Source organism: Brachybacterium aquaticum (assembly GCF_014204755.1).
GTDB lineage: Bacteria > Actinomycetota > Actinomycetes > Actinomycetales > Dermabacteraceae > Brachybacterium > Brachybacterium aquaticum.
Genome location: NZ_JACHLZ010000001.1, coordinates 3,383,295 through 3,402,819, shown reverse-complemented (window position 1 = coordinate 3,402,819; position 19,525 = coordinate 3,383,295). Strand labels below are relative to the sequence as shown.

Sequence of the window (19,525 nt, the reverse complement as noted above, 5' to 3'; positions counted from 1 at the left end):
TGGGCGAGCTGGCCGGTGGCCGGGCTGTGGCTCGAGCGGGAGCTGGACTCCCTGTCCCGCTTCGAGGGCGCCACGGAGGACGAGCTCGCCGCGCGCAGCTTCCCGGCGCTGCGCGAGGCGGTCGAGCACGTGATCGCCGCCGCGGAGCGGCTGGGGGGCACGGGCGACCCCGTGGTCCAGCAGGCCGCCTCCCTGCTGGGCCTCGTGCCCGGGGTGCGGATCGGGGACGACGGGCGCGTGCTCGAGTGGCATCGCGACGATCTCGCGGAGGTCGAGCCGCACCACCGGCACGTCTCCCACCTCGGCTTCCTCTACCCCGGCGAGCAGGCGACGAGCCCTGCGGAGGAGGCCGCGGCGGAGCGGTCGCTGCTGGCGCGCGGGGACGAGGCGACCGGCTGGTCGCTCGTGTGGAAGGCGTGCCTGTGGGCGCGGCTCGGCCGGCCCGAGCGGGTGCAGGCACTGCTGGAGCTGTACCTCCGCCCCGCCGAGCGCGAGGGCGAGCGGGATCGGTCCGGGCTGTACCGGACCGGGCTGTACCGGACCGGGCTGTACCCCAGCCTGTTCTCCGAACATCCCCCGTTCCGAATCGACGGGAACTTCGGCATCGTCGCCGCGCTCGCGGAGTGCCTGGTCCAGAGCCATCGCGGGGAGATCGCGCTGCTGCCCGCGCTGCCTGCGGCGATGGCCGACGGGACCGTGCGCGGGCTGCGGGCCCGGCCCGGGATCGCGGTCGACATGACCTGGTCGGAGGGCGCGGTCACGGTGCTCGCCCTGCGTGCTCTCGGCCCCGGCGCGCTCGGCGTGCACCGGGTGCGCCACGGGAACTGCGCCCTCGAGGTGGAGCTGACGGACCTCGCCCCTGTGCGCGTGGACCTGGCGGCGCTCGCGGCCTGAGGCGGCATGTGCCGGCCCCTCCGCAGAGGGGCCGGCAGCAGCGAGCGGGCCGACCGGCTGCGAGCCTCCCCCCCCCTCGCGGCAGGGGTCTGCGACTATGGACACCGAGGGAGTTCGCAGGCCGACGGGAGCCCTTCTGATGACAGCAGCACGCAGCGGACCGTTCCGGGTGACCCGCAGGACCTTCGCAGGCGCCACCGTCCTCGCCCTCGCGGGCGCCCTCGCCGCCTGCACCGACGACGGTGACGGGGGCGGGATCGGCGTGGATCTGGTGGCGGACCCGCCCGCCACCGCCGTGCTGCCGGGTGACGAGCTCACCGCGACCTCGGTCGCGCTCAGCGCCGCCCTGTACGCCTCGGCCGACGCCGCGATCGTGACCCCCGAGGCCGACCTGGACGCCTTCCTGTCGCTGCTGGACGGGCAGTCCCTCCCGCTACCTCTGCTCATCGGCACGGGCGGCGCGGTCGGTGAGGAGCTGGACCGGCTGGGGGCCGGCACCCTGATCACGTCGGCCGGCACCGACCTCGGCGACCTCGCCGGAGACCGTGAGATCACCGAGATCGACCTGACCGCCGAGGAGCCCGGCCTGCCCGACGTCGAGGGCGACGGCCATCAGGTGCCCGTGGCCCTGTTCCTCGACCCCGACCAGGAGGTGCCCGCGCAGGGCCTCGCGACCGCGGTCATCACCGCCGTCGGCGGAACCGTCGCCGAGGCGCCGGGCGGGGACGTCGGCCGCACCAGCGACTCCGTCGCCGTCGTGCGCGACGCCGCGACCGAGGACCCCACCCACGGGGTGCTCGCCCTCGGCGACACCTTCGGCGGCTCCGACGTGTTCCCGTCCGTGGTCTCGCGGGTGACCACCACGACCTCCGAGCTGCCCGGCGGCGGGATCACCGCCTTCCCCGGCCGGCGCATGATCGCCGCGTACGGCACCCCGCACACCCCCTCCCTCGGCATCCTCGGCGAGCAGGGCCTCGAGGAGACCATCGAGCGCGTGAAGCAGATGGCCGCGGACTACGAGGAGTTCTCCGACGAGCAGGTGATCCCGGCGTTCGAGATCATCACGACGGTCGCGTCGGCCGCCGCGGGGGCCGACGGGGACTACTCGACCGAGCTCGGCATCGACGGCCTGCGCGAGTGGGTGGACGCAGCCGGCGAGGCCGGGGTGTACGTGGTCCTCGACCTCCAGCCCGGCACCACCCACTTCCTCGACCAGGCCAAGAAGTACGAGGAGCTGCTGCTGAACCCGCACGTGGGCCTGGCCCTGGATCCCGAGTGGCGGCTGAAGCCCGGCCAGCGGCACATGGTCCAGATCGGCTCGGTCCCCGCCGCGGAGATCAACGAGGTCATCACCTGGCTCGCCGACCTCACCGCCCAGAACGGCCTGCCGCAGAAGGTGCTGATCCTGCACCAGTTCAACCTGCGCATGATCTCCGACCGGCAGGACGTGGACACCTCCCGCCCCGAGCTCGCGATCACCCTGCACGCGGACGGGCACGGCAATCCCGGGGACAAGATGGCGACCTGGGAAGCGCTGCAGAGGGACCTGCCCGGCGGGATCTTCATGGCGTGGAAGAACTTCATCGACGAGGACACCCCGATGTTCACCCCCGAGGAGACCTACGCGCTGGAGCCGCGGCCCTGGTTCGTGTCCTACCAGTGACCTCCGCGGGTTGTGCGTGTCGGGCGCGGCCAGCGATGATGCTCTGATGCGACGCTCACGGGTCCACGTCCTCGGCGCCAGCGGCTCCGGCACCACCTCGCTCGGCCGGGCCCTCGCCGACCGCTGGTCAGTTCCCCACGCGGACACCGACGACTACTTCTGGCACCCCACCACCCCGCCGTTCACCGCGAAGCGTCCGATCTCCGAGCGCGTCGCGCTGATGCGGGAGATGTTCGTGGACCGCGAGGCGTGGGTGCTGTCCGGGTCGCTCGTGGGCTGGGGCGACGAGATCGTGGCCCGCTGCGACGCCGTGGTGTTCGTGACCCTCGAGCCGGGCGAGCGGATGCGGCGCCTGCTCGCCCGCGAGGCGCTGCGGGGGCACGGCACCGACGTGGACCGCGAGGCGCAGCGCCAGTTCCTGGAGTGGGCGCGCGGCTACGACGACCCGACCTTCGCCGGCCGCAGCCTCGCCGGCCACCAGAGCTGGCTGCGCCGGCTCGGCAAGCCCGTGCTGCACCTGGACAGCGCCCGGCCGGTGACGGAGCTGGTCGAGGCGGTGGAGAGCTGGGATCCGGAGGGGGATCCGGCCCCGGAGTGGATGGCGGAGGGGCGCTGAGCGGGTCCGGCCGCGCAGAGCAGCCGCGCCGCAACGAATGACGACGCGCCCCCGCCGAGCCGGAGCTCGGAGGGGGCGCGTCGGGGCTGGGAGCGCGTCGGCCGCGAAGGGCTCAGGCTCTCACCGCATCGCGACTCAGGAATCGATGACGACTGCCATGACCGCGGGCTCGCGGCGGTAGGTACGGCGCAGGTGATTGCTGACGGTGTCGACCACGATCTTCTCGATCTCGGCGATGTCGTCGATCCCGTCGGCCTTCGACTGGACGAGAGCCTTCTCAACCTGGGCGGAGGCGCCCTCGAAGGTCTTCTTGTCGTGCACGAAGCCCTTGGTGAGGAACTCGACCGGCTCGACCGGCTTGTGGGTCTTCGGGTCGATGAGGGCGACCACGGTGACCACGCCGCCGCCGGAGAGAAGGCGGCGCTCGGCGAGGGTGTCCTCGGTGGCGGCGCCGATGGTCTGGCCGTCCACGTAGACCAGGCCCGCGTCGACCTTTCCGGCGACCTTGACCTTGCCGTCCACGAGGTCCACGACCACGCCGTCGAAGCCGACGACCACGCGGTCGTCCGGCACGCCGGTCATGCGGGCCAGCTCGGCGTTGGCGTGCAGGTGCTTGGACTCGCCGTGCACCGGCATGACGTTCCTGGGCTTGACGATGTTGTAGCAGTACACGAGCTCGCCGGCGCTTGCGTGGCCGGAGACGTGCACCTTGGCGTTGCCCTTGTGGACGATGTTCGCGCCGAGGTCGATGAGCTTGTTGATGATCCCGTAGATCGCGTTCTCGTTGCCGGGGATCAGCGAGGAGGCCATGAGGACGGTGTCGCCTTCGCCCACCTGGATCTGGTGGTCGCCGTTGGCCATGCGGGCCAGCGCCGCCATCGGCTCGCCCTGGGAGCCGGTGCAGATCAGGGTGATCTTGTTGTCGGGCATCGACTGGATCTTGCGGAAGTCGACGACGACGCCCTTGGGGATCGACAGGTAGCCGAGCTCGCGGGCGATCTTCATGTTGCGCACCATCGAGCGGCCGACGAAGGCGACCTTGCGGCCGTTGGCGTGGGCGGCGTCGATGACCTGCTGGATGCGGTGCACGTGGCTAGCGAAGCTCGAGACGATGATGCGTCGCGGCGAGGTCGCGAAGACGCGGTCGATCGCAGGAGTGAGGTCCCGCTCCGACATGGTGAAGCCGGGGACCTCGGCGTTGGTGGAGTCGGTGAGGAACACGTCCACACCCTCCTCGCCCAGGCGGGCGAAGGCGCGCAGGTCGGTGATCCGGCCGTCCAGCGGGAACTGGTCCATCTTGAAGTCGCCGGTGTGCAGCACGGTGCCGGCGGAGGTGCGGAGGAAGACCGCCAGCGCGTCCGGGATCGAGTGGTTCACCGCCACGAACTCGAGGTCGAAGGGACCGGCCTGCTGGCGGTCCCCGGCCTTGACCTGCATGAGCTTCGGGGTGATGCGGTGCTCCTTGAGCTTGGCCGCGATGAACGCCAGCGTCAGCTCCGAGCCGTACAGCGGGATGTCCGCGCGCTCCTTGAGGAGGTAGGGCACGCCGCCGATGTGGTCCTCGTGGCCGTGGGTGAGCACGATGCCGACGATGTCGTCGAGGCGGTCGCGGATCGAGGTGAAGTCCGGCAGGATCACGTCGATGCCGGGCTGGTGGTCCTCGGGGAACAGCACGCCGATGTCCACGATCAGCAGCTTGCCGTTGTGCTCGAAGACGGTCATGTTGCGGCCCACCTCCCCCAGGCCGCCGAGGGGGGTGATGCGCAGGCCCTTCTTGGGCAGGCGCTGGGGTGCGTTCAGGTCGTTGCGGTGCGCAACAGGCATAGGGGTCTTCACAATCGTCGAAGGGACATGGACTGAGGTCTCAGCGTGCCGCGCGCGTCCCTCGGCGAGCGCCCTGGCACCCGGACCCTGTCGGTCCGGCGCGCCGCTGGACAGCCTGGCGGAGGTGCAGCAGCGTGCACGGCACTCACCGTACGTCAGGAAGTGGCCTTCACCCCATACCCCCGAGCGAGATCCGCGATCTTGTCACGTTGACAGGGTGCGGGGCGGTGGCAGGGATCAGGCGAGCCGGGCGGCGAGCAGCTCGAGGGAGCGCTCGGCGCGGAAGGCATGGCCGCCCTCGGTGACCACGAGCTCCGGGGCGGGAGCGTGCCATGCCTCCCAGACCGGGCCGAGCGCACGGTGCGCCTCGCGGGTCGCAGCGATCGGGAAGATCGGGTCCCGCTCCCCCGCCTCGAGCACGAGGGCGCGGGGCGCGATGAGAGACGCGATGTCGACCATCTCGAGGTCCGGCAGGAGGCCGGGGACGATGTTGCAGGGGCAGTGCCGGATCGCGGCGATGCTGGCGGCGAAGCTCGAGAAGTAGTTCGCGACCAGCGCGGCGGCGATCGTGGTGTCGAGTGCGGCGAGCATCAGCGCGACCGCTCCCCCGCCGGAGCCGCCGACGACGGCGATCCGCTGCGGATCCACACCCGGGACCCTGGCCAGGGCCTGGGCGGCGGCCTGGGCATCGGCCACGCGCGCCCCCATCACGGGCCGGCCGTGCAGCAGGTACCGGGCCGCGTCGATGCCGCAGGAGTTCTCGGCCTCCTCGTAGGGTGCCTCGCCCGGCCGACGGGGGACGCGGCGCCGGCCGAAGCTGATCATCTCCGGGCACAGCACGGTCATGCCGGCACGGACGAGCTTGTGCGCGAGGGCGTCGTGGTAGCCGTCGGCCGGGTGTGTGGCGACGAGGTCGTCGATGCCGCGGCCGTGCCCGGCGACGAGGACGACGGCGGCGCCGGTGTTCGTCGCCGAGTCCGGACGAAGGAGCAGGGCAGGGATGGGGGCACCATGCACAGGGCGGACGGTGACCTCAGTGGGCACGCCGGGGCGGGCGGTCTCGGGCATGCCCTCGAGACGAGAGCCGCCGGCGGGCCCTTCGGCGATGCCGAGCAGCGTGCGCAGTCGGGCGCGGTGGGTTGACGGCGTGTCCGTCTGCGTGTTCATCGCTCGATTCTGCTCTCATCGCGAACCCGCTCCACACGACTCACCCCAGCTCGAGCCGCACCGTCGCGAACGAATGCGGCGGCAGGGTGGCCTCGAGGCCCCGCTCGTGGGCCACCACCGAGGTGAGCGGCGCGGGGGCAACGGCGTCCGGGTGATCGGGGTCGTTGTGCGCGGCGGTCGTCTCGCCGGTGAGCACCGTCGCCTCGTACCCGGTGACCTCCCGGCCGCGCAGGTCGAGCACCAGGGTGCGCGGCGCGGAGGCGTCGAGGTTCGAGAGGGAGACGAGGGCCGAGCCCCCGTCGGCCGCGAGCGAGGCGGAGGCGGAGACGCGCGGAAGGGCCCGCCCGTCGACGACCTCCGGCTCCTCGGGCAGGAGGAGGTACGCGGCGAGTGCCGAGGCGTCCTGGTGACCGGCGTTCATCGCGAATACGTGGTACGTCGGCGTCAGCACGAGCGCGCCGGAATCGGGATCGGTGAGGATCATCGCCTGGAGCACGTTGACGGTCTGGGCGATGTTGGTCATCACCAGACGGTCCGCGTGGCGGTGGAAGCCGTCGAAGTGGAGCGCGGCGACCAGGGAGTCCCGGACAGTGTTCTGCTGGTACAGGAAGCCCGGATTCGTGCCGGGCTCGACGTCCCACCAGGTGCCCCACTCGTCCAGGACCAGGCCGATGGACCTCTCGGGGTCGTAGCGGTCCATGACGGTGGAGTGGCGGGCGATTGGCTCCTCGGTGCGCGTGGCGCGGGAGAGGGCGAGGTACCACTCCTCCTCGCTGAACTCGGTGGCGGAGCCGCGGGAGACAGAGGCCGGGCCCGTCGACGTGTAGTGGTGCAGGGAGATCGCCTGCCAGGGCGCGCGGCCCCCGTCGGCCGAGCGCATGAGCGCCTCGGTCCACGCATAGTCATCGTTGTTCGCGCCGGCGGCGATGCGGGTGAGGCGGTTCCCCGCATGCTCGCGCACGAAGGTCGAGTACTGGCGGGCGAGTGCCACGTAGTCCTCGGGGCGCATGTTCCCGCCGCAGCCCCAGGACTCATTGCCGATGCCGGAGAACGGCACCGTCCAGGGCTCCTCCCGCCCGTTCTGTCGGCGCAGCGCCGCCATCGGGGAGTCGTCGGCGCGGGTGAGGTACTCGATCCACTCGCTCATCTCCTGCACGGTGCCGGAGCCGACGTTGCCGCTGATGTACGCGTCGGTGCCGCGCATCTCCACGAGGTCCATGAACTCGTGGGTGCCGAAGGAGTTGTCCTCGACGACGTCGCCCCAGTGGGAATTGACCATCCGCGGGCGCTGCGCGCGCGGGCCGATACCGTCCTTCCAGTGGTACTCGTCGGCGAAGCAGCCGCCGGGCCAGCGCAGGTTCGGGATGCGCAGCGCGCGCAGCGCCTCGACCACGTCCTGGCGGATCCCGCGGGTGTTCGGGATCTCCGAGTCCTCGCCGACGAAGAAGCCGCCGTAGATGCAGTGGCCCAGGTGCTCGGCGAAGTGGCCGTAGACGTGGCGGGAGATCGTCGCGCCGGGCAGGTCCAGGTCGATGACCACGCGGGCCGGGCCGTCGGTCCGCCCGGCGCGCGGCAGGTCCGCACGGGACCCGGCGGTGGTGGCGCCGAGAACGCTGACGAGATCGTGGGGCAGGGTGATGGAGACGGTGGCGGACATCGACGTCCTTTCAGGGGGTCCGTGCCAAAGAGCGTGCAGCGGGGCGAGCGGCCTGTCCGATCGCGGCGACGCACGATCGACACCGTCTCTGCAACATTGGAAACGGCGAACCACGCCGTTCTGCCCCTCGTCAAGCGCTCTCCGGCCCCCAGAACGCACAAGCGTCACCCGGGAGCGATCCACGCCGCGATCACGCGGGTCGATGACACAATCCGCACCATGACCCCTCCCCCCGCGCGCGGCCGTCCACGCCCTCCCGCACTTCGGGATGTCGCCGAGCTGGCCGGGGTCTCCATCAAGACGGTCTCGAACGTGGTCAACGACTATCCGCACGTCAGCGCGAGCACGCGGGCGAAGGTGGAGGCCGCGATCGAGGCGACCGGCTACCGGCCCCAGCTCGCGGCCCAGCAGCTGCGCACGGGGTCCAGCGGGATCCTCACCCTCGCCGTCCCCTCGCTGCGCTTCGACTACTTCGCCGATCTCGCACAGCGGTTCGTCGACGTCGCCCAGACCCAGGGCCGCACCGTCCTCCTTCACAGCACGAGCGCAGGGCGCGATGAGGAGATCGAGGTGCTGCGCGGCTTCCGGCGACGGATCGGCGACGGCGTCATCTTCAACCCGCTGCTGGTCGGCGAGGAGTACCTCGCCGCGATGGAGCGTGTGGACCAGCCGACGGTCTTCATCGGCGAGCACCTCTCGCAGTCGAGCCTGCCCCCGGGCTCGGACTACGTCCGGATCGACAACACCGCCGCCACCGCCGAGGCGACGGCGCACCTGCTCTCGCTCGGCCGTCGTCGGCTGGCGTTCCTGGGCAGCACGGATCGCAGCATCGCGCCGGACCAGACGCACAGCTCGTCGGCGATGCGACTCGCCGGCTTCCGGCAGGCGCTCGACCTCGCCGGGCTCCCGTCGGCCGGCGCCCCCGCGCCGATGCTCCGGAGGTGGCACCGTCAGGACGGCCACGACGCGGTGCGCACGCTGCTGAGCACCCACTCCGACCTTGACGGGATCGTCTGCGGCAACGACGACCTGGCCCAGGGTGCGCTCTCCGCACTGCACGAGGCAGGCATCCGCGTCCCGGAGGAGGTGGCCGTCATCGGTTTCGACGACTTCCCCGATGCCGCCTACTCGCGTCCCGGGCTGATCTCCATCAGCCCGGACAAGGATCTGCTCGTCCACTCGGCGCTGGAGATGCTCATGCAGAGGATCGAGGGATACGACGGACCCCCGCGGACGGTCACCGTCCCGCACCGTCTGGCCCTCGGTGCGAGCTCTGTCGCACAGGGTGAGGAGCAGTGATCCCAGGGTGCTGGGCCGAGAGTCGGGCCACGCGCCGCCTCAGTCACACCCTCCCCTCGGCCCGTCCGCGAGTGCGAGAATCGACCCCATGGCCCCCACCACCCCGCCGACGATCCCGACCCCCTACGAGGACCTCCTGCGCGAGGTGATGGAGACCGGCCACGCCAAGGGCGACCGCACCGGCACCGGCACCCGCAGCCTCTTCGGCAAGCAGATCCGCTTCGACCTCTCGCAGGGCTTCCCGCTGATCACCACCAAGCGCGTGCACATCCGCTCGCTCGTGGTGGAGCTGCTGTGGTTCCTGCGCGGGGACACGAACGTGCAGTACCTGCACGACCACGACGTCACCATCTGGGACGAGTGGGCGGACGAGAACGGCGACCTCGGCCCGGTCTACGGCGCGCAGTGGCGGTCGTGGCCCGCGCCGAACGGTGGCGTGATCGACCAGATCGCCGACGTGGTCGAGCAGATCCGCACCAACCCCGACTCGCGCCGCCTCATCGTCTCGGCGTGGAACCCGGCCGAGATCCCGCAGATGGCGCTCGCGCCCTGCCACGCCCTGTTCCAGTTCGAGGTGCACGACGGGAAGCTCTCCTGCCAGCTCTACCAGCGCAGCGCCGATCTGTTCCTCGGCGTGCCCTTCAACATCGCCAGCTACGCGCTGCTCACCCACATGATCGCCCAGCAGACCGATCTCGAGGTGGGCGACTTCGTGTGGACCGGCGGGGACTGCCATATCTACGTCAACCACGTCGAGCAGGTCACCCGGCAGCTCTCGCGCGAGCCCCACCCCTATCCGACCCTGCAGCTGCGCCGCGCGGACTCGCTGTTCGACTACACGCTCGAGGACATCGAGATCGTCGGCTACCAGCACCACCCCGGCATCAAGGCGCCGGTGGCGGTGTGAGCGCGGCCGACGGGGGCGGGAGCCCCCGCATCGGGATGATCTGGGCGCAGGCGCGCGGCGGCGTGATCGGTGCCGGAGGCACCATGCCCTGGCACCTGCCCGAGGACCTGCGGCACTTCCGCCGCACCACGGCCGGCTCCCCCGTCGTCATGGGGCGGCGCACCTGGGACTCGTTCCCCGCGAGGTTCCGGCCGCTGCCCGGCCGCACGAACATCGTCATCACCCGCGACGACTCGATCGAGCTGCCCGGCGCCGTGCGGGCCCGCTCCCTGCCCGAGGCACTCGAGCTCGCCGCGACCGAGGCGGGACCCGACGGCACTACCTGGGTGATCGGCGGCGGCTCGATCTACGCCGACGCGATCGAGGTCGCCGAGCTGCTGGTCGTCACCGAGATCGACCTCGAGGTCGACGGGGACACCCTCGCCCCCGAGATCCCCGAGGACTTCACCGTCTCCGCCGCCGACCCCGACGAGGGATGGCACGAGGCGGAGAACGAGTTGCTGTACCGGATGGTGACGTACCGGCGCTGACGGTCGGTGTACTGCTCCGTTGACGCCTCGACCCCGGCCGTGCCCCGCGAGTCCGGCCGCATCCCACTGCCGGCCGTCACCGCAGCCTCCGCAGACTTCGATCTCAAATCGGCCAAGATCCTGGCCCTCACCGCCCGTGCGGTTCCTCAGCGAGCGCAGGGGGCACGGACCGGCGGCGCGTGCGAGATCGGCGAGGTGGTCGATCTCCGGCTCGTCCAGCCGCAGCGCGCGGGCGAGCGCGTTGAGCACCTCGGCGGAGACTCCGGTGAGGTCGCCTGCTCCATCTTCGCGTAGTACTCGACGCTGACGCCGGCGAGCATCGCGACCTCCTCCCGTCGCAGGCCCGGCACCCGCCGCCGCATTCCGGGGGCGAGTCCCACCTGCTCGGGAGTGATCCGGTCCCTGCGGGTGCGCAGGAACTCCGAAACCTCTGCTCGATGCTCCACGCCACTCACCGTAGAGCGGTCACGGCGGGTGAAGGAGGAACTGTCAGTACACCGAAGGGTGCCCCCACCCTCGAGGCTCACATGGGCGCGTACCGCGATCTCAGCACCGCGTAGACGCCATACAGGATCAGCCCCGCGCCGACGACCGCGAGCAGCACAGTGCCCAGGGGCAGGGACACCATCGCCTTCAGCGCGCCGTCCATGCCGGTGGCCTTCTCCGGATCGGAGCCGATCCCGGCCCAGGCGAACATGATGCCCACACCGATCAGCGCGAGCCCCTTGGCGATGTAGCCGATCACGCCGGTGACCACCACGACCCCGGCGACCTTCTGCCCGCGGGGCAGGCGCAGGTCGTCCTCGAAGCCGCGGCTGATGCCCTTGACGACGTGATAGCCGCCGATGCCGAGGGCCACGAGGCCCGCGATGACGATCGCGATCCGGCCCGCGGGGTTGCCGAGGAACCCGGCGGTGAGCTCGGAGGTCTGCTCCCCGGAGTCGCTGCTGCCGCCGGCGGCGAAGCGCAGCGCGGTGACGGCGAGTGCGCCGTAGACCACCGCCTTGCCGACGGTCTTCACGACGTGGTTGACGCGCTTCTTGGTGTCGTCCTCCCACTTCGCGCCGAACCAGGCCTCGGCGAGGTGCCAGATCATGAGCGCCACCATGGCGAGGCCGCCGATCCACAGCAGGATGTTCCCGCCGGGCGCGCTCGCGATGGCGCGCAGGGCGCCCGACTGGTCGGCATCCTGCGAGGACCCGCCAAGAGCAACGCGCAGCGCGATCAGACCGATGAGCACGTGCACGAGCCCGCTCATCACGAAGCCGCCGCGGGCGATGTTCTCGAACACGGGGTGCTCAGCGACGTTCTCGGCCGCGCTCTCGACGTTCGCGGCACCTTCGCGGGCGCTGTCCATGGTTCCCATGAGGGAACTGTAGAGGGCAACGGTGTCACCCGCGCCCCGTCGCGGATCCCGTCGCGGATCCCGTCGGCCGCAGATCCCGTCGGCCGGGAGCCCCGTCGGCTGCGTGCCCCGTCGGCTGCGTGCCCCGTCGACCGCGACCCGCGCTCGGGCATCCGCCCGCGCACCCCGCCCGCTGGCTCCGCTCCCCCTATGCTCAGCCACAGGACCCGTGCGTCGGCGCCGGGTCATCCCTGACCAGGAGGAGCACCATGGGCACGGACCCCACGGGCCAAGAGGACCGACGGCCCCCGTCGGACGGCACCGACTCGTACGCGACCGACTCGCGCGCGGCCGACGCATACACGACCGACGCGGCCGTCACCGGCGCGCCCCGCGCCGAGGAGCCCCGCACGGAGCAGCTGGCCCGCCAGGAGCCGCCCACCGAGGAGCTGCGCGTCCAGGAGACCCCCACCCGGGAGTTCCGGGCCGTCGACCCGTCCGCGCAGGAGCGCGCGACGGATCATGAGCGCGCCGAGCACCAGCAGTTCGCCCCTCAGCGCACCTATGAACCGGCCCCCGCGACCACCCCGATCCCGGTGCGCCCGCGCCACGGCTCGAGCTGGCTCGCCCGCCTCATCACGGCGGTGTACGCCCTGCTCGTCACGCCGCTCGGCCTGGTCCTTCTCGGCTACGGGGCCGACGGCTGGTTCCCGGTGGCGCGGATGCCTGCGGACCTGCGGACCTCGGCGACCGCCTTCCTCGGCACGCCGGAGGGGGTCCAGGCCACGGTGCTGCTCGGCATCGGCGCTCTGCTGCTCGTCTCCGTCGTCGTCACGGGGCTGGCGAGCTCGGCCGGGCTGATGCTGGTGAGTCTGCTGGCCGTCGGGGCGATCGCGCTGTCGGCCATGCCCATGCTCCTCATCGACGGCATGCGTATGCTCCCCGGACTCTTCCCGATGGAGGTCACGACGCTGGTGTACACCGCCCTGCCCCAGCTGCTGCTGCCGCTGATGGGCGGGTTCGGCGTGGCCCTGTGCGTGGCGCGACGTCGGCCCGCCGCGGGGGCGGCCCCCGCACTGCTGGGGCTCGTGGCGCTCCCGGTCCTGCTGCTCCTCGGGGCAGGCATGCTGCTCTACGGGCACTCCGAGAACGCCGTCCTCTCGATGGTCACGTTCACCGCGCAGACCACGCCGCTGCTCGCCGGGCTCGTGATCGCCGGCGCGGTGGTCCTGTGGGTGACCGCGGCGCTGACGCGGTTCTCGCCCTGGGCCATGCTCCTGCCCGCCCTGGTGCTCCTCGGTGCGACCGCTGCGCTGTTCGTGCCGGGCCTGCTCACCTCCATCCCCTGGATCTGGCAGAGCTACACCGGCTCGATCGTCGTGTACTTCCTGATCACCGGCGGTGGCCTTGCCGTCGCCGCGGTGATGCTCGTGCACACGCTCGTCCTCGCGGCCGTCCGCGCCGGGTCCCGGCGCCGGATCCGGAAAGCCTCCCCCGCTTTCTGATCACTGGTACCTGACGCGTCCGGGCCCCGCGCCCGGGAACCGCCACGCCCCGTTCACCTCCCCTCCATTCCCGGCGGCTACGGTGCTCGCGCCAGCAGCACGCACCCGGCGCCCGCGCGGCTCGCCCCGCCCCGGACCCGCCGCGCCAGGACGGGAGGCCCCGGTGGACTTCACCTCATGGGCCATCGCGCTGATGGAGTTCCTCGGCGGGCCCGGCACGGCGCTTGTCATCGCCTCGGAGGCGCTGTTCCCGCCGATCCCGGGCGAGGTGCTGCTCCCCTTCGCCGGGGTCACCGCCGCCGCGAACGGGCAGAGCGTGCTGGTGCCGATCTTCTGGACGACCCTCGGCTCCGTGCTCGGCGGGCTCGGGGTGTACGCCGTGGGCCGCGCGCTCGGGCTGCGCCGCACGAAGGCCCTCGTCCGACGCCTGCCGCTGCTCGAGGAGCACGACGTCGACGCCGCGATGCGCTTCTTCGACCGGTGGGGCTTCCCCGCCGTCGCGATCGCCCGGTTCGTGCCGATGGTGCGCACCTTCATCTCGATCCCGGCCGGCATCGAGCGCATGCCGGCGTGGCTGTTCGCCCTGGCCACCGGGCTGGGGTCGGGGGTCTGGAACGCCCTGTTCGTGGTGGCCGGGTACTTCTTCGGCCAGGCCGGCGGCGAGGCGCTCGAGGGCTTCGTGCGGATCTACTCCTCGATCGTCGCCGGGATCGGGATCCTCGCGGTCGTGGGCCTCGCGACCCAGCGCCTGCGCTCGCGGCGCGATAGCGGGGAGCCCGACGGCGACGGGTCGGCCGACGGGGGCCCGGCCGACGAGGATGCGGCCGACGGGGAACCCTCTACCCTCGAGGAATGAGCACGCCTCCCCGCGCCGACCTCGGGGCCGCGGACGTCGGCCGCTGGTTCGCCACCGCCACCTCCCGGCCGCTGGATGCGCCCGGCCCCACCCGCGGCGGACCGCGCCTGCCCGCATGGGGGCCGATGGAGGGAGCCGACTACGGGCTGCGCAGCCCCGACGACGAGATCGACGCGGCGCTCGCGCTCCTGCGCGGCCGGCCGGTCGCGGTGCTGACGGGCGCGGGGATGTCCACCGGCTCGGGCCTGCCGGACTACCGCGGCCGCGACGCGGTGCCCCGCTCCCCCATGACCTACCAGGAGTTCATGGGGCACGACCTGGCCCGGCGCCGCTACTGGGCACGCTCCACCGTGGGCTGGGAGCAGTTCCGTTCGGCCCGGCCGGGCGCGGCGCACCGGCTGCTGGCGGCGCTGAGCCCCTCGGCCTTCGAGGTCACCGCCGTGATCACCCAGAACGTCGACGGGCTGCACGCCGCAGCCGGCTCCCATCCGGTGGTCGACCTGCACGGGCGGCTGGACCGGGTGCGCTGCCAGGGCTGCGACGCGCTCTCCTCCCGCGAGGCGCTGCACCGCCGGATGCTGACGATGAACCCCGAGCTCTCCGCGCGCCTGCCCGAGCTCGCCTCCGACGCGGCGCAGGCCCCGGACGGCGACGCGGAGGTGGATCGCACGAGCACCTTCCGCTATCCGCCGTGCCCGCTGTGCGGCGGGATCCTCAAGCCCGATGTGGTCTTCTTCGGGGAGTCGGCGCGGCGCGAGGTGGTCGCCTCCGCCTTCGCCGCGCTCGAGGCGGCCGACGCGCTGCTCGTGCTCGGCTCGAGCCTCACCGTGCAGTCGGGACTGCGGTTCGTGCGCGCCGCGGGCCGGCAGGGCAAGCCCACCTTCATCCTCAACGACGGCCCCACCCGCGCCGATCCGGACGCGACCGTGCGCCTGCACGGCCGGCTCGAGGACGTGCTGGAGCGGTGGGTGCGGGCCACCGCGCCGGGGGCCTGAGCGGCGCGCGCCGTCACGCCTCCCAGAAGTCGGCGACCACCTCGTAGCCCTCGCCGAGCTCCCGGCGCAGCCACGGCAGCAGCGCCTCGCCCTCGGCACGGTGCTTCACCGCCATCTCCTCGGTGGGGAATCCGTGCTCGTGGACGAAGTGGGCATCGAAGTTCGCCGCCCAGGCGAGGAGTCGTTCCTCGAGAGCGGGCGAGAGGACCCAGTCCCTCGGCCCGGTCCCGCCCTCCTCGTCCCACAGCGGCCAGCCGGCGCCGTAGTCGTTCATGAGCCGGACGCGGCGCGGTCCTGCAGGGCGGGGGCTACGTCGATGGCCGCTCATCAGACACCGAGGATCTCGACGGCGAGTGCGCGCACATCTCCTGAGTCCAGCGACCTGATGCGCAGGGGCGGGTCCGCGGCTGCGGGGTCCTCGGCCTCCATGAGCAGCACCTCGTCCTCGCAGGTCGCGACGCTGACTTGGCGGACCGCGCCGTCGTCGGCCCGCACGGAGGTGAGCACCACGAGCGCCTGTGCGGCGGCGAGGCGCGCGGCGAGGGGATGCCCGGCGGCGAGCTCCGAGCCGCGGACGCGCACGGACTCCGTCCGCACGGTCTCCTTGCGGGCAGTCCCGCTGCGCTCCTCGGCTCCGCGGTCCCCGTCGGCCGCGCCCCCGTCGGCCGCGCCCCCGTCGGCCGCTCCCCCGTCGCCCGACGGGCCGCCCGCAGGCACCTCCGCCGCGCCCTCGCGATCGACCACCACCGCGAGCCGCGCCGCGGCCTGCTCGGGACGCAGGGGCGTGAAGCGGTGCAGGCCGGAGGGGGTGACCTCCTCCTCGAGCACACCGCCGGGATGGACGTAGTGGTGCAGGCGCTGCACCTCGGGGCCGTGCGGGGTCTGCACGGTCCGCTCGGCGGTGGTGAAGGTGGGCGCGGTGCGGCGCAGCAACAGGCAGCCGACGATCTCCGGCTCGGCCTGCCAGCGCCGCCGCCCGGTGGTGGGGTCGACCAGCTCGCGCACCCGCTCCGCGGCCAGCAGCGCCCGCAGCCCCGCCTCGGCGACCTCGGCCCGCACCTCGGAACGGCTCTCGAGCCAGGGCTCGGCGACGAACTGCCGACGCTCCTCGCCGTCGAGCCCCGCGATCTGCTCGTCGGTGAGGGTGAGCAGCAGCTCCGGCTCGCCTCCGGTGGCGCGGGCGAGCACGTCGTCCGCGGCCGTGATGTCCTCGCGCGCGGTCGGGGCAGGGTCGGCAGGGGGCGGGGTCATGGTCTCGACCCTAGCGTCGGGGGCGACCGCCCGGAGCGCGGCGCACGCCGCCGGCCCCGTGCTCGGGGGCGGACAATGGGGCGACCACCACCGTGCGAAGGAGCCTTTCGGAATGACCGCCGCCGCGCCGCTGCTGGACCTGAACGCCGACCTCGCCGAGGGCTTCGGGAGCTGGACGCTGGGCGACGACGACGCGATGCTGCAGGTCGTCACCACCGCGAACGTCGCCTGCGGCGGGCACGCCGGGGACGGCGGGACCATGCGCCGCGCCTGCCGCGCCGCCGCCGCGCGCGGGGTCGCGATCACCGCACACGTCGCCTACCCGGATCTGCAGGGCTTCGGCCGACGGTTCCTGGACATCGCCCCCGGAGACCTCACCGACCAGGTGATCGTGCAGGTCGGAGCACTGCAAGCGATGGCAGGGGCAGAGGATGCGGTGGTGGCCGGGGTGAAGCCCCACGGCGCGCTGTACAACGCGCTCGCGCACCACGAGGCGCAGGCCGCGGCGGTGGTGCGGGCGCTCGTGGAGCTCGGCGGGGGTCTGCCGCTGCTCGCCGCGCCGGGGTCCGTGGTGGTGCGTCTCGCCCAGGAGGCGGGGATCGCGGTGGTGCTCGAGGGCTTCGCCGACCGCGCGTATCTGCCCGACGGCACCCTCACCCCGCGCCGGATGCCGGGTGCAGTGCTCACCGATCCGGTCGCGGTGGCCGAACAGGCGCTCTCGATCGCGACCGCGCAGGGGGTGCGGGCGGCCGACGGGTCCTGGGTGGACCTCCCGGTCCGGTCGCTCTGCCTGCACGGGGACACCCCCGGCGCCGTGGCGCTCGCGCGCACAATCCGCGCGCGGCTCGAGAGTGCGGGCGTGGAGCTGCGGGCGGCGCTGTGAACGAGGCCGGCGTCGAAGCGATCGGAGCACCCGGGGCGCGCGGCGCGGACGAGACGCCCGGCGTGCACCGGGCGCTCGATGGTCGTGCCGGCACCTCCCTGCTCCCAGCTCCCCTCGCCGTCCACCGCGCTGGGAAGACCGCCCTGCTGGCCGAGTACCCGGATCCCGCCGCCGTCCTCGCAGCCGCCGCGGCGGTGCGCGCCCTCGCCCCCGCGCACCTGGCGGACCTGGTCCCGGCGGAGCGGACGCTGCTGCTGCGCGGTGCCTCGGGCCGCGACCCGCAGCGCTTCGCCGCGCTGCTCGCGCACCTGCCCGCCGCGGAGGATGCGCATGGCGAGGTGGGCGAGGTGAGCGTCGGGATCGTGTACGACGGCGAGGACCTCGGCGAGGTCGCTGACCTGCTCGGCATGAGTACGGACGCCCTGATCAGCGCCCATTCCGGGACGGTGTGGGAGGCGGCTTTCGGCGGCTTCGCACCGGGGTTCGCGTACCTGCTGCCGGTGGCGGAGCCCGGTGCCGCCCCTCATGATCGCGACGCGGGCGGGTCGAACGGGGACGTCGGCCGCGCCGGCGCGGGTGCCCCGCCCGTCCCCGCCCTTCCGCCCTGGGAGGTGCCGCGCCGCGCGGAGCCGCGCACCGCTGTGCCCGCGGGCGCCGTCGGCCTCGCCGCAGGGTACTGCGGCATCTACCCGCGCCCCTCCCCCGGCGGGTGGCAGCTGATCGGGCGCAGCGACGCGGCGCTGTTCGACGTCCGACGCGACCCTCCCGCCCTACTCACCCCCGGGACGCGCGTGCACTTCGCGCCCCAGCGCGCCCTCACCCGCGCGACCCCGCCCCGGGCCGGGGCGCCGTTCCCCTCCTCCGCCTTCGCACAGTCCGCCCCGGCGCTCGCGCTCCAGCGCGCACGGGAAGCGGCCGCGGTCCAGGCCCGCGCCGTGCAGGCACGCGCCCTGCAGGCGGGGGCGATGCCCGAGCGGGCCGTGTCGTCGCTGCGCGCGCGGCGCGGCGAGTCCACGGGCACCGCGGCCAGGCCCGCCACCGCATCGGGGGCTGCGCCCACCTCCGAGCCCACTACCGGGCCCGCCTCCGAGGCCCGCCCGGCGCTCGAGGTCCTCGCTCCGGGCCCGCTGACCCTGCTCGAGGACGGCGGCCGACCGGGCCGGGCCGCGATCGGGGTGAGCCCGTCGGGCGCCTTCGACCGCGGCGCGCTGAGCCGGGCGAACCTCGCCGTCGGCAACCCCTCCGGCGCCGCCGTGCTCGAGACCGTCGCCGGGCCGCTCGCGCTGCGGGTCACCGCGCCCACCGTCGTCGCCATCTCCGGCGCGCTCGCACCGCTCACGGTGGAACGGGCCGACGAGGAGGTCGGCCCGGTCGACCTCGCCTCCGAGGACGCCCGGGAGCGCGCGATCGCCCTGGATCCCGGGGACCGGCTCGAGGTCGGGCCCGCCGCAGCCGGGCTTCGGCTGGTCCTCGCGGTGCGCGGTGGGGTCGCCGGGATCCGCCGCGACGGCGAGACCGCGGCCGACCCCGACACCCTGGTGCTCGGCGCCCGCTGCCGCGACACGCTCTCCGGGCTCGGCCCCGCGCCGCTGCAGGTGGGCGATGTGCTGCTGGTCGGGTCGGAGCACGGGCTGGACGCGGTGCCGCCGCCCGCCGAGATCACCGGCGAGCACGCCGTCGACGCGCACGACAGCGACACAGCCGACACAGCCGACCCCGGCGCGCCCAGCGCACCCCTCCTGGTCCCCGTCCGCCTCGGCCCGCGCGACGCTCTGCTCGGTGCGGCGGCGGTCGCCGCGTTCCTCGCGGCCGAGTGGACGGTGCGCCCCGACTCGGACCGGGTGGGCGTGCGGCTGGACGGTCCGCCGCTGCCCGTCCCGGACGGTGCCGCCGGCGTGCCGAGCGAGCCGATGCTGCCCGGGGCCGTGCAGATCCCGCCCTCGGGCCTGCCCGTCGTGTTCGGCCCCGACCACCCCACCACCGGCGGCTATCCGGTGATCGCGGTCGTCACGCGCGCCGGCCTCGACGCCCTCGCCCAGGCGGCGGCGGGCACCGCGCTGCGCTTCACGGACGCCGCGGACTGCGATGCCGCGAGCTCCGATGCCGTGCGGGGATGAAGCCGTCCGGCGATGA

17 protein-coding genes and 1 pseudogene are annotated in these 19,525 nt (G+C 73.3%); 11 read left to right on the top strand and 7 right to left on the bottom strand.

What is annotated here, in order from left to right:
* Positions 1 to 15: 15 nt before the first annotated feature.
* The 3 genes from HNR70_RS15330 to HNR70_RS15320 all read left to right on the top strand — a co-directional run bounded on the left by HNR70_RS15330 (position 16) and on the right by HNR70_RS15320 (position 3,173).
* Complete coding sequence (locus HNR70_RS15330; RefSeq protein WP_184326419.1) at positions 16 to 894, top strand: glycosyl hydrolase family 95 catalytic domain-containing protein; 879 nt, start codon at positions 16 to 18, stop codon at positions 892 to 894.
* 169 nt (positions 895 to 1,063) lie between these two features.
* Positions 1,064 to 2,557: a hypothetical protein gene (locus tag HNR70_RS15325; protein WP_312857697.1), complete on the top strand. Its 1,494-nt coding sequence runs from the start codon at positions 1,064 to 1,066 to the stop codon at positions 2,555 to 2,557.
* A 46-nt stretch (positions 2,558 to 2,603) separates the two neighbouring features.
* Positions 2,604 to 3,173: a P-loop NTPase family protein gene (locus tag HNR70_RS15320; RefSeq protein ID WP_184326417.1), complete on the top strand. Its 570-nt coding sequence runs from the start codon at positions 2,604 to 2,606 to the stop codon at positions 3,171 to 3,173.
* Between the two features lie 135 nt (positions 3,174 to 3,308).
* On the opposite strand, the gene HNR70_RS15315 is transcribed toward HNR70_RS15320, so the two are convergent.
* The 3 genes from HNR70_RS15315 to HNR70_RS15305 all read right to left on the bottom strand — a co-directional run bounded on the left by HNR70_RS15315 (position 3,309) and on the right by HNR70_RS15305 (position 7,821).
* A complete protein-coding gene (locus HNR70_RS15315; protein WP_184326416.1) occupies positions 3,309 to 4,997 on the bottom strand; it encodes a ribonuclease J in 1,689 nt (562 codons plus the stop codon).
* Between the two features lie 237 nt (positions 4,998 to 5,234).
* On the bottom strand, positions 5,235 to 6,164 hold the full coding sequence (locus tag HNR70_RS15310; protein ID WP_184326415.1) for an alpha/beta fold hydrolase: 930 nt from the start codon (positions 6,162 to 6,164) through the stop codon (positions 5,235 to 5,237).
* A gap of 40 nt (positions 6,165 to 6,204) precedes the next feature.
* A complete protein-coding gene (locus tag HNR70_RS15305) occupies positions 6,205 to 7,821 on the bottom strand; it encodes an alpha-N-arabinofuranosidase (protein WP_184326414.1) in 1,617 nt (538 codons plus the stop codon).
* A 219-nt stretch (positions 7,822 to 8,040) separates the two neighbouring features.
* On the opposite strand from HNR70_RS15305, the gene HNR70_RS15300 reads away from it, so the two are divergent.
* The 3 genes from HNR70_RS15300 (at position 8,041) to HNR70_RS15290 (ending at position 10,557) form a co-directional block, all read left to right on the top strand.
* A complete protein-coding gene (locus HNR70_RS15300; protein WP_184326413.1) occupies positions 8,041 to 9,120 on the top strand; it encodes a LacI family DNA-binding transcriptional regulator in 1,080 nt (359 codons plus the stop codon).
* A gap of 88 nt (positions 9,121 to 9,208) precedes the next feature.
* Entirely contained in the window at positions 9,209 to 10,027 is an 819-nt protein-coding gene (locus HNR70_RS15295) for a thymidylate synthase (RefSeq protein ID WP_184326412.1), read from the top strand.
* A gap of 35 nt (positions 10,028 to 10,062) precedes the next feature.
* Positions 10,063 to 10,557, top strand: coding sequence for a dihydrofolate reductase (locus HNR70_RS15290; RefSeq protein ID WP_184326734.1), 495 nt, complete (start codon positions 10,063 to 10,065; stop codon positions 10,555 to 10,557).
* Positions 10,558 to 10,722: 165 nt separating this feature from the next.
* Here HNR70_RS15290 and HNR70_RS16120 read toward each other — a convergent pair.
* Both HNR70_RS16120 and HNR70_RS15280 read right to left on the bottom strand, forming a co-directional pair.
* A pseudogene (locus tag HNR70_RS16120) lies at positions 10,723 to 11,003 on the bottom strand (helix-turn-helix domain-containing protein); the annotation flags it as partial.
* A 77-nt stretch (positions 11,004 to 11,080) separates the two neighbouring features.
* Complete coding sequence (locus tag HNR70_RS15280; RefSeq protein WP_184326410.1) at positions 11,081 to 11,923, bottom strand: DUF1206 domain-containing protein; 843 nt, start codon at positions 11,921 to 11,923, stop codon at positions 11,081 to 11,083.
* Between the two features lie 248 nt (positions 11,924 to 12,171).
* On the opposite strand from HNR70_RS15280, the gene HNR70_RS15275 reads away from it, so the two are divergent.
* From HNR70_RS15275 to HNR70_RS15265, 3 genes are all read left to right on the top strand, one after another.
* On the top strand, positions 12,172 to 13,407 hold the full coding sequence (locus HNR70_RS15275; protein WP_184326409.1) for a hypothetical protein: 1,236 nt from the start codon (positions 12,172 to 12,174) through the stop codon (positions 13,405 to 13,407).
* A 163-nt stretch (positions 13,408 to 13,570) separates the two neighbouring features.
* On the top strand, positions 13,571 to 14,263 hold the full coding sequence (locus HNR70_RS15270; protein WP_184326408.1) for a DedA family protein: 693 nt from the start codon (positions 13,571 to 13,573) through the stop codon (positions 14,261 to 14,263).
* Positions 14,260 to 15,258 carry a Sir2 family NAD-dependent protein deacetylase gene (locus HNR70_RS15265; protein ID WP_184326407.1) on the top strand — a complete coding sequence of 333 codons (999 nt, stop codon included), beginning with the start codon at positions 14,260 to 14,262 and terminating at the stop codon, positions 15,256 to 15,258. The genes HNR70_RS15270 and HNR70_RS15265 overlap by 4 nt, the downstream gene beginning before the upstream one ends.
* A 13-nt stretch (positions 15,259 to 15,271) precedes the next feature.
* Here HNR70_RS15265 and HNR70_RS15260 read toward each other — a convergent pair whose 3' ends face one another.
* Positions 15,272 to 15,586, bottom strand: coding sequence for an immunity protein CdiI family protein (locus HNR70_RS15260; protein WP_512698833.1), 315 nt, complete (start codon positions 15,584 to 15,586; stop codon positions 15,272 to 15,274).
* Complete coding sequence (locus HNR70_RS15255) at positions 15,586 to 16,509, bottom strand: hypothetical protein (protein WP_184326405.1); 924 nt, start codon at positions 16,507 to 16,509, stop codon at positions 15,586 to 15,588. The genes HNR70_RS15260 and HNR70_RS15255 overlap by 1 nt, the downstream gene beginning before the upstream one ends.
* A 112-nt stretch (positions 16,510 to 16,621) precedes the next feature.
* Here HNR70_RS15255 and HNR70_RS15250 point away from each other — a divergent pair, with 112 nt between their 5' ends.
* A complete protein-coding gene (locus tag HNR70_RS15250; protein ID WP_184326404.1) occupies positions 16,622 to 17,392 on the top strand; it encodes a LamB/YcsF family protein in 771 nt (256 codons plus the stop codon).
* Complete coding sequence (locus HNR70_RS15245; RefSeq protein WP_312857696.1) at positions 17,389 to 19,509, top strand: 5-oxoprolinase subunit B/C family protein; 2,121 nt, start codon at positions 17,389 to 17,391, stop codon at positions 19,507 to 19,509. The genes HNR70_RS15250 and HNR70_RS15245 overlap by 4 nt, the downstream gene beginning before the upstream one ends.
* Positions 19,510 to 19,525: the final 16 nt, after the last annotated feature.

Coding starts and splice junctions, on each gene's coding strand:
- HNR70_RS15260 (WP_512698833.1), bottom strand. CDS start 15,586: ATGAGCGGCCATCGACGTAGCCCCCGCCCTGCAGGACCGCGCCGCGTC.
- HNR70_RS15295 (WP_184326412.1), top strand. CDS start 9,209: ATGGCCCCCACCACCCCGCCGACGATCCCGACCCCCTACGAGGACCTC.
- HNR70_RS15275 (WP_184326409.1), top strand. CDS start 12,172: ATGGGCACGGACCCCACGGGCCAAGAGGACCGACGGCCCCCGTCGGAC.
- HNR70_RS15300 (WP_184326413.1), top strand. CDS start 8,041: ATGACCCCTCCCCCCGCGCGCGGCCGTCCACGCCCTCCCGCACTTCGG.
- HNR70_RS15250 (WP_184326404.1), top strand. CDS start 16,622: ATGACCGCCGCCGCGCCGCTGCTGGACCTGAACGCCGACCTCGCCGAG.
- HNR70_RS15315 (WP_184326416.1), bottom strand. CDS start 4,997: ATGCCTGTTGCGCACCGCAACGACCTGAACGCACCCCAGCGCCTGCCC.
- HNR70_RS15265 (WP_184326407.1), top strand. CDS start 14,260: ATGAGCACGCCTCCCCGCGCCGACCTCGGGGCCGCGGACGTCGGCCGC.
- HNR70_RS15290 (WP_184326734.1), top strand. CDS start 10,063: ATGATCTGGGCGCAGGCGCGCGGCGGCGTGATCGGTGCCGGAGGCACC.
- HNR70_RS15320 (WP_184326417.1), top strand. CDS start 2,604: ATGCGACGCTCACGGGTCCACGTCCTCGGCGCCAGCGGCTCCGGCACC.
- HNR70_RS15280 (WP_184326410.1), bottom strand. CDS start 11,923: ATGGGAACCATGGACAGCGCCCGCGAAGGTGCCGCGAACGTCGAGAGC.
- HNR70_RS15305 (WP_184326414.1), bottom strand. CDS start 7,821: ATGTCCGCCACCGTCTCCATCACCCTGCCCCACGATCTCGTCAGCGTT.
- HNR70_RS15255 (WP_184326405.1), bottom strand. CDS start 16,509: ATGACCCCGCCCCCTGCCGACCCTGCCCCGACCGCGCGCGAGGACATC.
- HNR70_RS15310 (WP_184326415.1), bottom strand. CDS start 6,164: ATGAACACGCAGACGGACACGCCGTCAACCCACCGCGCCCGACTGCGC.